Here is an 18,761-nt window from a genome sequence, read left to right on the forward strand (position 1 = left end):
AAGCAGCTTCGGTTGTATCCCCCCATTATTGTTGCTTTGAAAGCAACAAATTCGTCATTAAAACGACTCCTTTCTACCCGCCAAGTCGCTTAGCTTACAAAAAGCCGAATAAAGGCACCGACAACAGTAGGGATAGGAAATGTTTTCAGATAAACAAGTTGGTGAAGCCACCGCTTTGCGGCATCGGTTGCACCAGCAGCCCGAGCTTAAATTCCAGGAAAATAACACCGCCGCGCTGGTCGCGGAGCGGCTAAGAGCGCTTGGCTATCGCGTTACCGAAGGTATTGCCACTACAGGCGTTATGGCTGAGCTAGCGACCGGTCGCGAAGGCCCAGTGATTGCCTTTCGCGCCGACATGGATGCGTTACCCATCGATGAAGCCAACACGTTTGAGCATCGCTCCCAACGGCAAGGTTTGATGCATGCCTGTGGTCACGATGGGCATACCGCCACGCTGTTATTGGCTGCCGAGGCCATCATAGCGCTGCGTGACGAGCTATGTGGGCACATTAAACTGCTATTTCAGCCTGGCGAGGAAGGTGGCAATGGTGCCGACATCATGGTCAAGGCAGGGGTCTTGGAAAACCCCAAGGTGGACGCGATATTTGGCTACCACAACCGCCCTGGTTTCCCAGCAGGCCAACTGTTTGTTAAACCCGGGCCAGCTATGGGCGGTAACGACACTTATAAAGTCACTATTGAAGGTACTTCTGGCCATGCCGCCATGCCGCACTTGGCGGTCGATCCTATTTATGTCGGGGCGTCACTAATACAGCAGTTGCAAGGGTTAGTGAGCCGCCACAAATCGCCGCTGGAAGCAGGCGTGATCACTGTAGCCGCTTTCCATGCGGGCGACGCCGCCAACGTGATTCCTGGCCAAGCCGAACTGTTAGTGAATATCCGCAGTGACCGCCCCTCTTCACGCGAAGCACTCGCAGGCAAGCTTGAGCAGGTAACCGCGGGCGTATGCGCAGCCCACAGTGCGCAGTTTCATCTGGAACACCTACACCAGGTGCCACCACTGGTTAACGACTCAGCGTGGTCAGAACGCGTGCTAACGATTGCCAACAAGCACGCAGTAAGCCACGACATTCAGCAGTTGGACTATATGCCCACCATGGGGGCGGAAGATTTCGCGTTCTACCTGCAGGAAGTACCGGGGTGTTTCTTCTTTGTCGGTAATGGCGATAGCGCCTATCTGCACAACGAGCACTACGACTTTAACGATGCTGTTCTGCCGGTCGCAGGCGGGATGTTTGTGGCGTTGGCAAAAGAGTTGCTATCACGAACTTAATTCTCTGCAAGCCTCTCATTACGATTAAAAAAATAACGTTAAGAAAAAAGGATTAATACGATGCAAGGTGTTCTTTCATCTATTGAGCGTGTGGGTAATAAGCTCCCACACCCGTTTATTCTCTTTGCCATTTTAGCGGGCACTGTTGTAATCCTCTCAGCCCTGCTTTCGTCACTCGGCGTTTCAGCGGTTAACCCGCAAACCGACGCGGTGGTGCAGGTACGCAGTCTACTCTCGGCTGATGGCATTGAGTTTATGCTGACCAGCGTGGTCAGTAACTTCGTTAACTTCCCTCCCCTCGGCCTTATTTTGGTGGTGATGTTTGGCATTGGTTTGGCCGATAAAGTGGGCTTAATGTCGACCTTGATGCAGGTGAGCGTGGCGAAAGCACCACCCGCTCTGCTCACTTTCTGCGTTTTTATGGCGGGTATTTGCGGCAGTATTGCCTCCGATGCCAACTACCTGATCCTGATCCCTCTAGCTGCCATGGTGTACTACTCGGTGGGCCGCCACCCAATCGCCGGTGCAGCCGCCGCCTATGCGGCGGCAGGCGCCGGGTTTGATGCCAGCCTGTTTATTACCGTCGGGGATGCGCTGTTTGCTGGCATAACCACGGAGGCTGCACGCTTGGTAGACCCAGACGCCTACGTCTCACCTGTGGATAACTACTACTTTGTGGCCTGCTCAGTGTTTGTGCTGGCAATTATTGGCACGTTAGTCATCGATAAGATCGTAGAGCCGAGGCTGCAACGCACCCTACCGATGAGCAAAGACTTTAAAACTGACATCATAAAACCGGCATTAACCGACGCAGAAAAGCGCGGTCTAAAGCGGGTAGGCGTTGCCACACTGATTTACCTAGCGCTGATCTTAATTGCCGTGGTACCCGAAGCATCGCCACTGCGCAATGAAGAAGGCGGTTTGATTCCCTCGCCATTTTTGCGCTCACTCGTGCCACTGATGTTTGGCTACTTTGTCACTATTGGCTTGGTCTATGGCATCACCACCGGCAAGATCACCAGCAGCCGTGATGTACCACAACGCATGGCGGAGTCTGCCAGTGACTTAGCACCTACCCTAGTACTGTTCTTTGCAATTTCGCAGTTTATTGCTTATTTCCGCTGGTCAGAACTGGGGCAATTTATTGCTATTGAAGGCTCCAATATTCTGCAAAGCACCGGATTTACTGGGCTACCGCTAGTAGGCGCGTTTATTGCGATGAGCGCGGTGCTGAACGTCTTTATGACCAGCGGCTCCGCTCAGTGGGCATTAATGGCTCCGGTATTCGTGCCGATGCTGATGATGATCGACTTCGATCCAGCCTTTGTGTTGGCAATGTTCCGCATAGGCGATTCCAGCACTAACATTATCTCCCCCATGAGCCCGTATTTTTCGGTAGCACTGGTGTATATGCAGCGTTATAAGCCAGATATGGGGCTAGGCACGTTGATAGCCACCATGCTGCCGTTAGCCATAGGCTTTTTGCTCGCCTGGTCAACGTTTTTGATGTTCTGGCTGGCGATGGGCTGGCCAATTGGCCCAGGCGTGTACATGATGGCTAACTGATACGTCAGCACATCACTGCATTGCCATCATTAACTTCCATAAATAGTCGGCAGCGGGCGAAAGTCTTCTGCCGACTCTACGCACCAAATTGCCCTGGCTGCTAGCCGCCATAGGGTGATCAATAGGAACCGCCTTCAGCAAACCCGCATTTATTTCACTGCGTGCAGCAGCAGCCGTCATAAACGACACGCCAATCCCGGCACAAGCCATCCTTCGAGACACTGAATGCAGGTTGCAGCGATAGGCAGGCGTAGCCAACTGACCGGCAGCACCAAATAGCGCATTGACGAACTGCTGCGAGCCCGAGACATCCGGTAAAAAAATCAACTTGTGCTGTAATAACTCTGTGATCGACACGCTATATTGGCGAGCAAGCCGGTGGGTCGGTGCTACCAGTGCGCACAACGGCCCTCGTTCAAAGGAGTGCACCACTAACCGTGGGTCTGAAATGGGGCCGTAGGTAATCGCAATATCTACCTCGTCGTTGGCCACCATCTCATGGGGTTCTCGGGGATAATAAATCCCTGTTTTAATCTCGATCAGCACATCGGGGTACTGCTCGGAAACACGGCGCATCACATGGTTGATAAAACTATCCACAAAGCCATCACCTACCGAGACGACCACTTTCCCCGACTGTAAATTGCGTAACCGGGACAGCGTATCTCCCAGCTCTGAATTCAACCGCCGCTGAGCAAGAAACCCTTCCACTACCAATTGGCCTGCCTCGGTCAACGTCACATGCCGCCCTTGACGCTCCAGCAAGGCCATGCCCAATTCCCGCTCTAACCCCCGTATTTGGCGGCTTACTACGGAAGGATTGGTATGCAGATGCTCCGCCGCCGCACGAATGCCTCCGCAGCTGCTTACCTCAAATAAGTACAATGCACGTTTATCCAGTAGGGTCATGATGATCTCGTGTGAATAACTTCGCGCCGATGAGCTCGCACATCAGCTTTTTCAAACCAACAGCAACAAAATGCCCCTACCTAAGGCAGCTTGCACCCAGGCTTTTTATGTTACATAAATACTTTAATTTTATAGTGACAGGCCACGTGTGCCTATCCAAATCAGAACACGTATCCTAACGTCAAAAAGTCACCCAAACGCTCACATAAAGACATCCATACAAAAATAGAATGTAAATTATTCTGAATACGAGAGGAGCAGATTGCGTTGCAAATCGCTGAGATAACACCCTCTGAAGTACCAATGGAGCTACTTCTTTTAGCGGACCCGTCCGAGGAGGCCATTAAAAGGTACCTATACCAATCAAGGTGCTTCACAGCCTACGACAAAGGGGCGATCGTCGGAGCTTGTGTTATCAAGCCAATTTATGAGGGAGCACTGGAACTGATGAACATTGCCGTTTCACCATCGGTTCAACAGCATGGTGTTGGCACCCAACTGCTTAGATATGTTATCGAAAAAGTGAAGGAATCAGGTGCACAGCGCCTAGAGGTGGGAACGGGCACATTCGGCTATCAACTGACCTTCTACCAACGCCAGGGCTTTAGGGTTGATTGCATTGATAAAGACTTTTTCTTGAAGAACTATCCTGAGCCTATCATTGAAAATGGAATTCAGCACAAAGATATGTTTCGGCTAAGTCTGACATTTTAGCCCTCCTTATAAGATAGCGATTAATAACTTAGCATATTATTTTTAGATGACCATATAAAAAAAGCAGTCATTCTTAAACCACCGCCAACAAAGCATTTAGATTGATCGTTATCAATCTAAATGCGCACGAATCCACTCAATAAAAGCGCGCAGTTTATAAACTTCAACCATATGCTCTGGGTACGCCATATAGTAAGCATCTTGACTCTTAAGTGAGAACTGCCAAGGAATGACTAACTTCCCCTCATCAAGCTCTTCCTGAGCAAGAAACTTTGGTACTAGGGCGACGCCACAGCCCGCGCGTGCCGCTCTTAACGCCATATAGAACGTATCAAATCTTGGGCCATGGTAGCTGTGTTCCGTATAGAGGTCTTGTGCTTCAAACCAGTCATGCCACCCTTCGGGCCGAGTAGAAACCTGTAACAACACCATGTCTGTTAAATCTAATGGGTCGCGAACGGTTGTCTGCTCCATGGCGGCAGGCGAGCAGACAGGCACCACCTCTTCATCCAGCAACTTAATACATTCCGCCCGCGGCCATACGCCATGACCAAAAAAGAACGCCGCCTCTATACGCTCTTTTTGCATATCAAACGGTTCGGTACGATTAGCAATATTGAGATTAATATTGGGATATTTAAAGCGGAACCCGTTGAGTCTGGGGATAAGCCACCGCGCCCCAAAGGTGGGCAATGTGGCGATATTCAGCACATCTGCCTCTACGCCGTAAGACTGCATATAACGCGTGGACATTTCGACTTGGGCTAATATTTTACGCGCTTCGCCGAGATAGACCGCTCCCTCTGGCGTCAGGTGCAGACGCTTTCTCACCCGCCTGAATAACGGATGTTGCAGGGTAACTTCCAGTTGCGACACCTGCTTGCTCACCGCACTTTGCGTCAGGCTCAGCTCATCCGCAGCCCGCGTAAAACTGAGATGCCTTGCCGCGGCCTCAAAACAGTTCAGGCTGGTCAAAGAAGGTAAGTTTCGACGACGCATAGCACTCCCACTTGGTGAAATTAAGGAATGATGTTTTTCACAAACATCGTTTGATGAGCTGCCTCATGCTTGGCAATACTGCTCCTGTAACCAATTTACTCACAATTCAATATTTGGTGAAGCAATGATTCATTCCCTGATGGAAAAAATGGGTGTCGCAAAAGAGCAGTATCAAGGCGGCGATCTAGTTGTTACCACACCGATTGATGGCAGCGAAATTGGCCGTCTTACAACGGCTTCTAGCAGCGACGTTGAAACCGCTATCGCGAACGCAGAAAAAGCCTTTCAAGCTTGGAAAAGCATGCCTGCCCCCCGTCGTGGTGAATTGGTTCGCCTGTTTGGTGATCAACTGCGCCAGCACAAGGAAGCACTTGGCGAGCTGGTTACCTGGGAGTGTGGCAAGATTCTCCAGGAAGGGCTTGGCGAAGTTCAGGAAATGATCGACATTTGTGACCTCGCCGTTGGTCAATCTCGCCAGCTGTTTGGGCTGACCATCGCTTCCGAGCGCCCCGGTCACCATATGCGCGAAAGTTGGCACCCGTTAGGCCCGATTGGCCTGATTACGGCGTTTAACTTTCCCGTCGCCCCTTGGGCATGGAATTCAGCCTTAGCGCTGGTATGCGGCAATAGCTTGCTTTGGAAACCTTCCGAAAAAACACCGTTAACGGCACTGGCATGCCAAGCACTATTGGAACGTGCCATTGAAGAGTTCGGTGATGAAGCCCCCGAGCACCTGAGCCAAGTGATTATTGGTGAGCGTGCTGCTGGCGAGCAGTTGGTCAATGACGCCCGCGTTGCGCTGATCAGCGCTACCGGCAGCACCCGCATGGGTCGCGAAGTAGGCCCACAAGTCGCTGCGCGCTTCGGTCGCAGCATTCTTGAACTGGGTGGCAACAATGCCATGATCTTAGCGCCAAGCGCAGACCTTGATATGGCGACTCGCGCCATCCTTTTCTCTGCGGTAGGTACGGCTGGGCAACGCTGCACGACACTGCGTCGCTTAGTCGTTCATGAATCCATTAAAGACGAAATCTTAGCGCGTCTGAAGAAGTCGTATAGCGCGGTGTCCATCGGCAACCCGCTTGAAGGTAACTTGGTTGGCCCGCTAATTGACCATCAAGCCTTTGATGCGATGCAAAGCGTGCTGGCTAAGGCGCGTGAGCAAGGTGCAAAAGTGTTCGGTGGCAACCGTGTAGAATTCTCCAACAGTGGTGAAGGCTACTACGTCGAGCCCGCCATTGTTGAAGTGACCGAGCAAAACGAGCTGGTCAAGCACGAAACTTTTGCGCCCATTCTTTATGTTCTCACCTACAAAGAGCTGGATGAGGCTATTGCTACCAATAATGACGTCCCACAGGGTCTGTCATCGTGCATTTTCACCACCGATGTTCGCGAAGCCGAAACCTTCATCTCTGCGGTTGGTAGTGACTGCGGCATCGCCAACGTCAACATCGGCCCTAGCGGTGCTGAAATTGGCGGTGCGTTTGGGGGCGAGAAGGAAACCGGTGGCGGTCGCGAGTCTGGCTCCGACGTTTGGAAGAGCTATATGCGTCGCCAAACTAACACCGTGAATTACTCTCGTGAACTCCCACTAGCTCAAGGCATTAAGTTCGACTAACCCTTCCCCTCTATAAGGGCCCTTCCCTGTAGGGCCCTTACTAAAAGTACCAGGACCTATGGCCGACCTGCGCTTCTTTTCAGGAGGTACTATAAAGATGCAAACGACCCTCTCCGAGCGCTGCCTTTGGCTGCAAACGAGCGCGGAAGCCCCAGTACACTATCCTGCGTTAGCGAACCAGGAAGAGGCCGAGGTCTGTGTTGTTGGTGGCGGTATTACGGGTCTGTCCACCGCGTTACATTTGGCCGAAAAAGGCATCAAGGTAATTTTGCTGGAGGCGGGAGATATCCCCACGGGTGCTTCAGGCCGCAATGTTGGCTTGGTGAATGCCGGGCTTTGGATTCCACCCGATGACATCGTGGCCGCGCTAGGTGAAGAAACAGGCGAACGCGTTAATACTATTTTGGGCGGCGCGCCAGCAAAAGTCTTCGACATTATTGAGCGCTATGCCATTGAGTGCGATGCAACGCGTACAGGCACCCTGCACCTTGGCCATAACACCAAAGGCTGCCAAGAGCTCACACGCCGCCACGAGCAGTTACAAAACCGTGGAGCCCCGGTGACCCTATTGGAAGGTGAAGCATGCGAGCGGATGACGGGAACCGCTCAGATACATACCGCGCTGCTTGATAAGCGCGCTGGCACTATCAACCCGTGCGCCTATACACGAGGGCTCGCCCGCGCTACTGCAAACCTAGGGGCCACTCTCTATTGCCAAAGCCCCGTAACAGGCATCGAGCGACAGGAAGACCGCTGGCGGGTGTTAACTCAAAATGGCAGCATAACCGCGAACAAAGTCGTCATGGCGACCAATGCATATACCGAAGACGACTGGAACCAAGTTCGACAACACTTCTTTATCGGCCACTATTATCAACTGGCGTCAGAACCCCTGACGGGCGAAGCCGCCGATGCGATTCTTCCAGAAAAACAAGGCGCTTGGGACACTCGCACGGTACTTAGCAGCATTCGTCGGGATAAGGCAGGCCGCTTACTGTTGGGCAGCCTGGGGAAAGGTGAAGGCAAGCCGCTGGCTTACTTAACCCGCTGGGCCGATACCATAAAAGATCATTACTTCCCTGGGCTCGGCAACGTTCGCTGGGAATACACCTGGACAGGTAAGGTCGCGTTCACACCGGACCACACCTTACGTATTTTTGAACCGGCCCCTGGGATATTGTCAGCCACTGGCTATAACGGACGCGGCATCACTACCGGCACGGTGGTCGGGCAAGGTTTTGCCCATTACATTGCAAACGAAGATGACAGCCTGCTGCCGCTGCCGTTGTCACAGCCCAAACCCATCAAAGCCCGCCCACTGTGGAGCTGCGCCTATGAGGGTGGTTTCTCGCTGTATCATGCAGGTCAGTGTCTACGAGTGCTGATCTAATCACGGTGTTATTGCTTAACAAAACAAAACGGATACACATCAAAAGCGGCCACTCTTCCCGCAGGCGAAGAGTGGCCGCTGGTGCTCTGCCTAACGTCAATGCATCAGGCGAAAATAAAACCTTCCGCTAAATGTTTCACCTGCATTTCTTCAGAAGTAGCGAAATAGGTCATCACATCACCATGATCAACCGTCGGCTCTTCAAGCACATCTGACCAGTACGCAAAGCCATCAGCATCAGGAGCTCTATCAAAGGCGTTGGCATATAGCAGGGTCAGATAGTCATCATCACTGAAGCGACTCCCGTGATCATCGGTAAACTCTTCCGATTCGATGAAGAAATCAGCAATATCAAACATACTCACACCGTTTTCACGCACACCTGACCAGTAATTTAGTCCTGTAGCATCCGCCTCTCGATCAAACGCGACTTTATATAATGCTTGAAGCACTGAGATCTCGACCGTATCCGTGACATCGCCCAGTTCAACAGAAACTGTCGCTGTGCTTGATGCTCCCTGCGAGTCCTCAATCGAATATTCAAAGATATCGCTGACGCGGTCTACTTCTTGTGAGGGCACAAAAGCCCCTCTCTGGTCGTAGAGGAAATCACCATTTTCCTGAACGGTGAGAGTCGCACCAGATGACAAAACAAGCGCGGTATCAAAAAGAATCTCTTGACCATCAATATCAGTGATTGAGAAGTCATCACCATCAACCTCCTGATCAATACCGTTGCCATTGTCTTCCAACAGGTTCCCACGCAGTAACCAACCAAACCGGCTCGAAAATTCATCGTCACGCGCAATAGGTGCGCTGTTTACCCCTCCATCATCGACATCCGGTATAGGCTCTGGATCCTCGGGGGTTTCTGGTAAGCGGAATCCAATGGCACCAGGGTCAACAATAACGCCGTTAGCGGCGCCATCAGAATCAAACTCACCGCCATCCTCAATGACAAAATCAAAGCGTAATTTATTACCTTCATTTGTCAGACTACCGCCAAAGGCTGCACTAGCCAGATTTACCCAGTCTCCAGCCGCGTTCTGCTTCCAGTAACCATTGGCCTCAACATCATCGGCGACGAACAGAGAAAACACATTAGACCCACCAACGGTTTCTATATCCGCTTCAAAAGCGATTAAACCAAATGGCATATCAAGGTCATCTGGTCGGTCATTCGGCGCATCCAACTGTCGCACATTACGCAACGTTAGTAAGTCATCATCGCTCTCGGCGTCACGGCTGCCGTTCGACGTCAGCGTGATAAACGCTTCAGGGGCATCTTCGGGATTAGAGACAGCCGTCGGCGTCAATAAAAACGGTGTAGAACTGACATTGCTTTGCTCGGCGTCAGAAATGCCGTCGCCGTTGCCATCACCGGTAGTGCTTCCATCCAGCGATGGTACGCGATTTTCATCTTCATTCGAAATGCCGTCATTATCGCTATCAGGATTAGCACTAATAGCAGACGTTGGCATCGATGTAATAGTTTCGGCCGTGCCCTGCTGATCGGTATAGCTGGCACGCACGCTGATAGCAGTGCTCACATCCGCTTGGGTCAGGGTGTAGGTTTCGCCGATGGCGTCGGTGATCTCGTTGCCATCGCGCAGCCATTGGTAGGTTACCGTCCCCATGCCATCTTCGTCAGCCAGCGTATTAGAGGCGGTCAGTGTCTGATCTTCTACCGCATCGCCGCTGATGGCCACGCCACCCGTCGGTGCATCGTTGACGTTGGCCACGCTATCCGTGGTAGCAGACGTGACTGCTTCAGCGGTGCCCTGCTGATCGGTATAGCTGGCACGCACGCTGATAGCAGTGCCCACATCCGCTTGGGTCAGGGTGTAGGTTTCGCCGGTGGCGGTGGTGATTTCATTACCATCGCGCAGCCACTGGTAGGTCACCGTGCCCAGGCCATCTTCGTCGGCCAGCGTATTAGAGGCGGTCAGTGTCTGATCTTCTACCGCATCGCCAGTAATGATGACATCGCCCGTCGGTGCATCGTTGACGTTGGCCACGCTATCCGTCGCGGCAGACGTGACTGCTTCAGCCGTGCCCTGCTGATCGGTGTAGCTGGCACGCACGCTAATGGCAGCGCCCACATCGGCTTGGGTCAGGGTGTAGGTTTCGCCGGTAGCAGTGGTGATCTCGTTGCCATCGCGCAGCCACTGGTAGGTCACCGTGCCCAGGCCGTCTTCATCAGCCAGCGTATTAGAGGCGGTCAGTGTCTGATCTTCTACCGCATCGCCGGTAATGATGACATCGCCCGTCGGTGCATCGTTGACGTTGGCCACGCTATCCGTGGCAGCAGACGTCACCGCTTCGGCCGTGCCCTGATCATCGGTGTAGCTGACTTCAACGGTGATTGCCTTGCCCACTTCAGCCTGAGTCAAGGTGTAGGTGCTGCTGGTGGCACCGGTGATGGCAGTGTCATCGGCCTTCCAAACGTAGCTGAAAGCGCCCAGACCATCCTCATCGGCCAGAGCGCTGGTGTCGGCTGTGAGCGTTTCATCTTCGATCGCATCGCCGGTAATGATGACATCGCCAGTGGGGGCATCGTTGACGTTGGCAACACTATCCGTGGCAGCGGACATCACCGCTTCGGCCGTGCCCTGATCATCGGTGTAGCTGGCGCGAACGCTGATGGCAGCGCCCACATCGGCTTGCGTCAGGGTGTAGGTTTCGCCGGAGGCATCGGTGATCTCCGTGCCATCCCGCAGCCACTGGTAGGTCACCGTGCCCAGGCCGTCTTCATCCGCCAGGGTGTTAGAGACGGTCAGTGTCTGATCTTCTACCGCACCTCCGCTGATTGTAACGACACCTATCGGTGCATCGTTGACGTTGGCCACGCTCTCCGTCGCGCCAGATGTCACCGTTTCAGCCGTGCCCTGCTGGTCGGTGTAGCCAGCGCGAACGCTGATCTCAGCACCCACATCGGCTTGCGTCAGGGTGTAGGTTTCGCCGGTGGTATCGGTAATCTCAACGCCATCGCGCAGCCACTGGTAGGTTACCGTGCCCAGGCCATCTTCATCGGCCAGGGTGTTAGAGGCGGTCAGTGTCTGATCTTCTACCGCATCGCCGCTGATGGCCACGCCACCCGTCGGTGCATCATTGACGTTGGCCACGCTATCCGTGGCAGCGGATGTGAGCGCTTCGGCCGTGCCCTGCTGATCGGTATAGCTGGCACGGACGCTAATGGCAGCACCCACATCGGCTTGCGTCAGGGTATAGGTTTCGCCGGAGGCATCGGTGATCTCGTTGCCATCGCGCAGCCACTGGTAGGTCACTGCGCCCAGGCCGTCTTCATCTGCCAGGGTGTTAGAGACGGTCAGAGTTTGATCTTCTACCGCATCGCCGGTAATGATGACGTTGCCCGTCGGCGCATCGTTAACGTTGGCCACGCTATCCGTGGCGCCAGATGTCACCGTTTCGGCAGTGCCCTGCTGATCGGTGTAGCTGGCACGAACGCTGATGGCAGCGCCCACATCCGCTTGCGTCAGGGTGTAGGTTTCGCCGGTGGCGGCGGCGATTTCATTACCATCGCGTAGCCACTGGTAAGTCACCGCCCCCAGGCCGTCTTCGTCAGCTAGGGTGTTGGAGGCGGTTAAAGTCGCGTCTTCTACCGCATCGCCGCTGATGGCCACACTGCCAGTGGGCAAGTCGTTAACATTGGCAACGCTATCCGTGGCAGCTGATGTGACCGCTTCGGCGGTGCCCTGCTGGTCGGTATAGCGGGCACGCACGCTGATGGCAGCGCCCACATCCGCTTGGGTCAGGGTGTAGGTTTCGCCGGTGGCGTCGGGAATGTCATTGCCATCGCGTAGCCACTGGTAGGTCACCGTGCCCAGGCCATCTTCATCCGCCAGGGTGTTAGACACCATCAGAACTTCGTCTTCCGTCGCCGTACCGCTGATGACCACGCCACCCGTCGGTGCATCGTTGACGTTGGCCACGCTATCCGTGGCAGCGGATGTGACCGCTTCAGCGGTACTCTGATCATCGGTGTAGCTGACTTCAACGGTGATTGCCTTGCCCACTTCAGCCTGAGTCAAGGTGTAGGTGCTGCTGGTGGCACCTGTGATGGCAGTGTCATCGGCCTTCCAAACGTAGCTGAAAGCGCCCAGGCCATCCTCATCGGCCAGAGCGCTGGTGTCGGCTGTGAGCGTTTCATCTTCAGTCGTGGTGCCAGTAATGATAACGTCGCCCTTCGGTGCATCATTAACGTTGGCCACGCTACCCGTTGCGGCAGATGTCACGGCTTCGGCTGTGCCCTGCTGGTCAGTGTAGCTAGCGCGAACGCTGATCTCAGCACCCACATCGGCTTGCGTCAGGGTGTAGGTCTCGCCGGTGGCGTCAGTGATTTCGGTGCCATTGCGCAGCCACTGGTAGGTCACTGCGCCCAGGCCGTCTTCATCGGCCAGCGTATTAGAGGCGGTCAGTGTCTGATCTTCTACCGCATCGCCAGTAATGATGACGCCACCCGTCGGTGCATCGTTGACGTTGGCCACGCTCTCCGTGGCAGCGGATGTGACCGCTTCGGCGGTGCCCTGATCATCGGTGTAGCTGGCGCGAACGCTGATGGCAGCGCCCACATCCGCTTGGGTCAGGGTGTAAGTTTCGCCGGTGGCGTCAGTGATTCCGGTGCCATCGCGCAGCCACTGGTAGGTCACTGCGCCCAGGCCGTCTTCATCGGCCAGTGTATTAGAGGCGGTCAGTGTCTGATCTTCTACCGCATCGCCGGTAATGATGACATCGCCAGTCGGTGCATCGTTGACGTTGGCCACGCTATCCGTGGCAGCGGATGTGACCGCTTCAGCGGTACCCTGATCATCGGTGTAGCTGACTTCAACGGTGATTGCCTTGCCCACTTCAGCCTGAGTCAAGGTGTAGGTGCTGCTGGTGGCACCTGTGATGGCGGTGTCATCGGCCTTCCAAACGTAGCTGAAAGTGCCTAGACCATCCTCGTCGACTAGAGCGCTAGTGTCGGCTGTGAGCGTTTCATCTTCGATCGCATCGCCGGTAATGATGACATCACCAGTGGGGGCATCGTTGACGTTGGCGACGCTACCCGTTGCGGCAGATGTCACGGCTTCGGCGGTGCCCTGCTGGTCAGTGTAGCTAGCGCGAACGCTGATCTCAGCACCCACATCGGCTTGGGTCAGGGTGTAAGTTTCGCCGGTAGCAGCGGTGATCTCGTTGCCATCGCGCAGCCACTGGTAGGTCACCGTGCCCAGGCCGTCTTCATCAGCCAGCGTATTAGAGGCGGTCAGTGTCTGATCTTCTACCGCATCGCCGCTGATGGCCACGCCACCCGTCGGTGCATCATTGACGTTGGCCACGCTCTCCGTGGCAGCGGATGTGACCGCTTCGGCGGTACCCTGATCATCGGTGTAGCTGACTTCAACGGTGATTGCCTTGTCCACTTCAGCCTGAGTCAGGGTGTAGGTGCTGCTGGTGGCACCGGTGATGGCGGTGTCATCGGCCTTCCAAACGTAGCTGAAAGTGCCCAGACCATCCTCATCGACTAGAGCGCTGGTGTCGGCCGTGAGTGTTTCATCTTCAGTCGTGGTGCCAGTAATGATAGCGTTGCCCATCGGCGCATCATTAACGTTGGCGATGCTATCCGTTGCGCCAGATGTCACCGCTTCGGCCGTGCCCTGATCATCGGTGTAGCTGGCGCGGACGCTGATAGCAGCGCCCACATCGGCTTGGGTAAGGGTGTAAGTTTCGCCAGTGGCGTCGGTGATCTCAGTGCCATCCCGCAGCCACTGGTAGGTCACCGTGCCCAGGCCATCTTCATCCGCCAGGGTGTTAGACGCCGTAAGAACTTCGTCTTCCGTCGCCGTACCGCTGATGGTCACGCCACCCGTTGGTGCATCGTTGACGTTGGCCACGCTATCCGTGGCAGCGGATGTGACTGCTTCGGCGGTGCCCTGATCATCGGTGTAGCTGGCGCGAACGCTGATGGCAGCGCCCACATCCGCTTGGGCCAGGGTGTAAGTTTCGCCGGTGGCGTCAGTGATTTCGGTGCCATCGCGCAGCCACTGGTAGGTCACTGCGCCCAGGCCGTCTTCATCGGCCAGTGTATTAGAGGCGGTCAGTGTCTGATCTTCTACCGCATCGCCGCTGATGGCCACGCCACCCGTCGGTGCATCGTTGACGTTGGCCACGCTCTCCGTGGCAGCGGATGTGACCGCTTCAGCGGTACCCTGATCATCGGTGTAGCTGACTTCAACGGTGATCGCCTTGCCCACTTCAGCCTGAGTCAGGGTGTAGGTGTTGTTAGTGGCACCTGTGATGGCGGTGCCATCGGCCTTCCAGGCGTAGCTGAAAGTGCCCAGACCGTCCTCGTCGACTAGAGCGCTGGTGTCGGCCGTGAGTGTTTCATCCTCAGTCGTGGTGCCAGTAATGATGACGTTGCCCGTCGGCGCATCGTTAACGTTGGCCACGCTATCTGTCGAAGCAGACGTCACCGCTTCCGCCGTGCCCTGCTGGTCGGTGTAGCTGGCGCGAACGCTGATAGCAGCGCCCACATCCGCTTGGGTTAGCGTATAAGTGGTGTCAGTCGCATCAGCGATTTCATTACCATCCCGTAGCCACTGGTAGGTCACCGTGCCCAGGCCGTCTTCATCGGCTAAGGTGTTAGACGCCGTCAGTGTCTGATCTTCTACCGCATCGCCGCTGATTGTCACGCCACCCGTCGGTGCATCGTTGACGTTGGCCACGCTATCCGTGGCAGCGGATGTGACCGCTTCAGCGGTACCCTGATCATCGGTGTAGCTGACTTCAACGGTGATTGCCTTGCCCACTTCAGCCTGAGTCAAGGTGTAGGTGCTGCTGGTGGCACCTGTGATGGCAGTGTCATCGGCCTTCCAAACGTAGCTGAAAGCGCCCAGGCCATCCTCATCGGCCAGAGCGCTGGTGTCGGCTGTGAGCGTTTCATCTTCGATCGCATCGCCGCTGATGGCCACGCCACCCGTCGGTGCATCATTGACGTTGGCGACGCTACCCGTGGCAGCAGATGTCACGGCTTCGGCGGTGCCCTGCCCGTCGGTGTAGCTGACTTCAACGGTGATTGCCTTGCCCACTTCAGCCTGAGTCAAGGTGTAGGTGCTGCTGGTGGCACCGGTGATGGCAGTGTCATCGGCCTTCCAAACGTAGCTGAAAGCGCCCAGGCCATCCTCATCGGCCAGAGCGCTGGTGTCGGCCGTGAGCGTTTCATCTTCGATCGCATCGCCGGTAATGATGACATCGCCAGCGGGGGCATCGTTGACGTTCGCCACGCTCTCCGTGGCAGCGGATGTGACCGCTTCGGCGGTACCCTGATCATCGGTGTAGCTGACTTCAACAGTGATTGCCTTGCCCACTTCAGCCTGAGTCAGGGTGTAGGTGCTGCTGGTGGCACCGGTGATGGCGGTGTCATCGGCCTTCCAAACGTAGCTGAAAGTGCCCAGACCATCCTCATCGGCCAGAGCGCTGGTGTCGGCTGTGAGTGTTTCATCTTCGATCGCATCGCCGGTAATGATGACATCGCCAGTGGGGGCATCGTTGACGTTGGCAACGCTATCCGTGGCAGCAGACGTCACCGCTTCGGCTGTGCCCTGATCATCAGTGTAGCTGGCGCGGACGCTGATAGCAGCGCCCACATCCGCTTGGGTCAGGGTGTAGGTTCCGCCGGTGGCGGCGGTGATTTCATTACCATCGCGTAGCCACTGGTAGGTCACCATGCCCAGGCCGTTTTCGTCCGCCAGGGTGTTGGAGGCAGTTAAAGTCGCGTCTTCTACCGCATCGCCTGTGATGGTGACGTCACCAGTAGGCAAATCGTTAACGTTAATTATCGACGTGGCAATGGCAGAGTCAGCCTCTCCATCAGAGGCTCTCAGCGTCAGCGTTGTACCACTTCCTTCGTCTTCCGGCTTATATTGAATATTGGAGACTGTATCCAGATAAGTGTTAATAGCATCAGGTGTTCCCTCGAGCGTCAGGGTGTTGGTATCTGAGCCACTCACAACAACACCTGTATCAGAACTTGCAGCCAATGTTCCCGAAGGAGTGCTTATCTCAAGTGTAATTTCATCACTATCAATGTCTGCCAGACTGACGGCAGATAAATCAAGGTCAGATATCGAGCCAATAGCGACCGTTATACTAGCCGGCACTCCAGTTAGCGTCGGAGGGTTATTGACGCTGATCGTTATAGAGGCAGTATCGTCTGCCGTACTATCCTCATCTTCGTCATCAACAGCAACTGTCAGAGAGTAACTATTGTTGTTCAGCTGACTGTCATCGGCAACAGTAATCTGACCGTTACTATCAATGGCAAAAGCGCCGCTTTCATTGCCAGAGGTAATGCTGAATGTTAGTCCGTTAGTATCTCCACTAGGGGTAACCGTTCCAATCACGGTGCCGTTTACGCTATTTTTATTTACAGAGAAACTGTTGTTGCCAATGATCGGATCGACATCGGTAATATTGAACTCCAACGTTTGACTATCACTGCCGCCATTGCCATCAGCGGTTTGAATAAAGAGTGACGCTGCATTATTTCCAGAAACATTAGCCGTTGGAGTAAAGGTCAGGCTATTGAGAGCAGTGTTAACATCATTGAGATCACCACTAAAAGTAACAAAGCCAGAATTATATTCTCCAGAAACTTTGGTAAGACCATTAATGTTAGCAAGATTAATCGTACCATCAGTTGCTGTCAGAGTTACCGTCTGATTGTCGGCGTTCCCATCAGTGATCGAAAGCCCTGAAACTGCATTAGCGCTGGTATTTTCGTCAAAAACCAATGATGAGGGCAAAATAATGGCAGGGGCTTCGTTTGATACTTCGCCCTCAGGAATCACTTCAGACTGTCGAAGCAGCCAAGTATCATAATCACCATTCCCGCTATCATCATCATTAACTAACCAAGAAAGGTTACCATCAACATCAACGAAAGATGTAACATACCCATACTCACCTTGCGTTGTAGGTATGCTTGAAGAAAGGTCTTCAATTAAATTTCCATTAAAATCATAACTTACCAAATAACGTTCTATTGTTGTTGGATCAGTATTGTAGTCAACGTAGCTATAACTAACTACTAGCCTATCATCAAGAATCACTGGCTTAGAAAAATCCCCCCAGGAATTCATACCGCCAATAACCGTATCATTTGAGAGTAACGCATTACCACTATCATCGTATATCTGGTAACGAACATCTCGAGTACTACTATCTCCTGTTGCCCCCTTAAAAAGCACAAGGTAATTACCATTAGGAAGCGTCTCCACATATTGCGACGTACTTCCTTTCGCAATACTATCGCCTATAGAGAATCGATTACTCCCATTAACTTGAGTAGGCATAGAGGCATCATTATCGAACAGCATCCCTAGATAATTATTATAATTATAAGCATCCCACGTGATGATAAATCCAGTATCATTTGCAGCGATATTATGCTGATATTGTGAACCACTTATCCCAGCAAGGTTGGTTACTGACAATTGCTCATTATCAAATGGCGTACCATCTACCTCAAACCTGCGCATGGCATAATCAGATCCACCTGTCGCCCAAACAAATGCCAGGTTACCATTTGACAACTCAGCAACTTCTGTAAAGCGATTCAAGGAACCTGCTTCAGAATTTATTTTAGTAGCGCCGACTACTTCCTGACCAGTGTCATCAATGATTTTAAAATATGTATCGGTAAAGCCTTTACTGCTAGAGCTACTGTACCAAGTAACAAGAATATTCCCATCAGAAAGGCCTTTAAAAATAACGCTATCAGAATTGTCATCAGTGCGTGGATCAAGAACAGGTGATGGAGCAGTACTGACTGAACCATCAGGAGAAACTGAAATTATATTTAAATCACCGCCAGCGGAATAGGTGACATAGAGTTGGCCGTTAACACGTTCTACACTATATACATAACTGTTAACAGAGGGATCAGTTTCTACATTATATCGAGTGTCACCAATTTGCATAAAAGCCTCGCTTTATAAGTTAGTTATGGCACGAGATTCGAGCGTGAACGGTCCCGTCAGTGCAGGTTGGTAAAATAAAGTCGGTTTCACCCTGGAATCGGGATTCAGTATCAGAATGGCCTTGCAAGCCAATGATAAATACATTGACCCCGAACGGCACTTCGGCGCGAGAATGCGGCTCCTGATGCAGGAAAACCGCCTGAAGCTTGGAGTCTGAGCAGGGCACCCCAGAAATAGCGCTATAGCTCATGACGCCCCCCTTGCCACGCCGAGGTGAAGAAACACCTGGAA

8 protein-coding genes are annotated in these 18,761 nt (G+C 53.5%); 5 read left to right on the forward strand and 3 right to left on the reverse strand.

Features of this window, described 5'->3' with window-relative positions:
* Window positions 1-139: 139 nt before the first annotated feature.
* A complete protein-coding gene (locus NF683_RS04995; protein WP_089040501.1) occupies window positions 140-1,294 on the forward strand; it encodes a M20 metallopeptidase family protein in 1,155 nt (384 codons plus the stop codon).
* 60 nt (window positions 1,295-1,354) lie between these two features.
* Complete coding sequence (locus NF683_RS05000; protein ID WP_253921437.1) at window positions 1,355-2,860, forward strand: AbgT family transporter; 1,506 nt, start codon at window positions 1,355-1,357, stop codon at window positions 2,858-2,860.
* Window positions 2,861-2,872: 12 nt separating this feature from the next.
* On the opposite strand, the gene NF683_RS05005 is transcribed toward NF683_RS05000, so the two are convergent.
* Window positions 2,873-3,769: a LysR family transcriptional regulator gene (locus NF683_RS05005; protein WP_253921438.1), complete on the reverse strand. Its 897-nt coding sequence runs from the start codon at window positions 3,767-3,769 to the stop codon at window positions 2,873-2,875.
* Between the two features lie 267 nt (window positions 3,770-4,036).
* Between NF683_RS05005 and NF683_RS05010 the strand changes: the two genes are divergently transcribed.
* Complete coding sequence (locus NF683_RS05010; protein ID WP_253921439.1) at window positions 4,037-4,483, forward strand: GNAT family N-acetyltransferase; 447 nt, start codon at window positions 4,037-4,039, stop codon at window positions 4,481-4,483.
* A 111-nt stretch (window positions 4,484-4,594) separates the two neighbouring features.
* Here NF683_RS05010 and NF683_RS05015 read toward each other — a convergent pair whose 3' ends face one another.
* The gene (locus NF683_RS05015) at window positions 4,595-5,482 is read right to left on the reverse strand and encodes a LysR family transcriptional regulator (protein WP_253921440.1); all 888 of its coding nucleotides are present in this window, start codon (window positions 5,480-5,482) and stop codon (window positions 4,595-4,597) included.
* 124 nt (window positions 5,483-5,606) lie between these two features.
* Here NF683_RS05015 and amaB point away from each other — a divergent pair, with 124 nt between their 5' ends.
* Entirely contained in the window at window positions 5,607-7,100 is a 1,494-nt protein-coding gene (amaB, locus tag NF683_RS05020) for an L-piperidine-6-carboxylate dehydrogenase (RefSeq protein WP_253921441.1), read from the forward strand.
* Window positions 7,101-7,197: 97 nt separating this feature from the next.
* Complete coding sequence (amaA, locus tag NF683_RS05025; RefSeq protein ID WP_253921442.1) at window positions 7,198-8,490, forward strand: L-pipecolate oxidase; 1,293 nt, start codon at window positions 7,198-7,200, stop codon at window positions 8,488-8,490.
* A gap of 104 nt (window positions 8,491-8,594) precedes the next feature.
* Here amaA and NF683_RS05030 read toward each other — a convergent pair whose 3' ends face one another.
* Window positions 8,595-17,843 carry a DUF4214 domain-containing protein gene (locus NF683_RS05030; RefSeq protein WP_253921443.1) on the reverse strand — a complete coding sequence of 3,083 codons (9,249 nt, stop codon included), beginning with the start codon at window positions 17,841-17,843 and terminating at the stop codon, window positions 8,595-8,597.
* Between the last annotated feature and the right edge of the window lie 918 nt (window positions 17,844-18,761).

The sequence above is a fragment of the Halomonas sp. MS1 genome, from assembly GCF_024182575.1.
GTDB lineage: Bacteria > Pseudomonadota > Gammaproteobacteria > Pseudomonadales > Halomonadaceae > Vreelandella.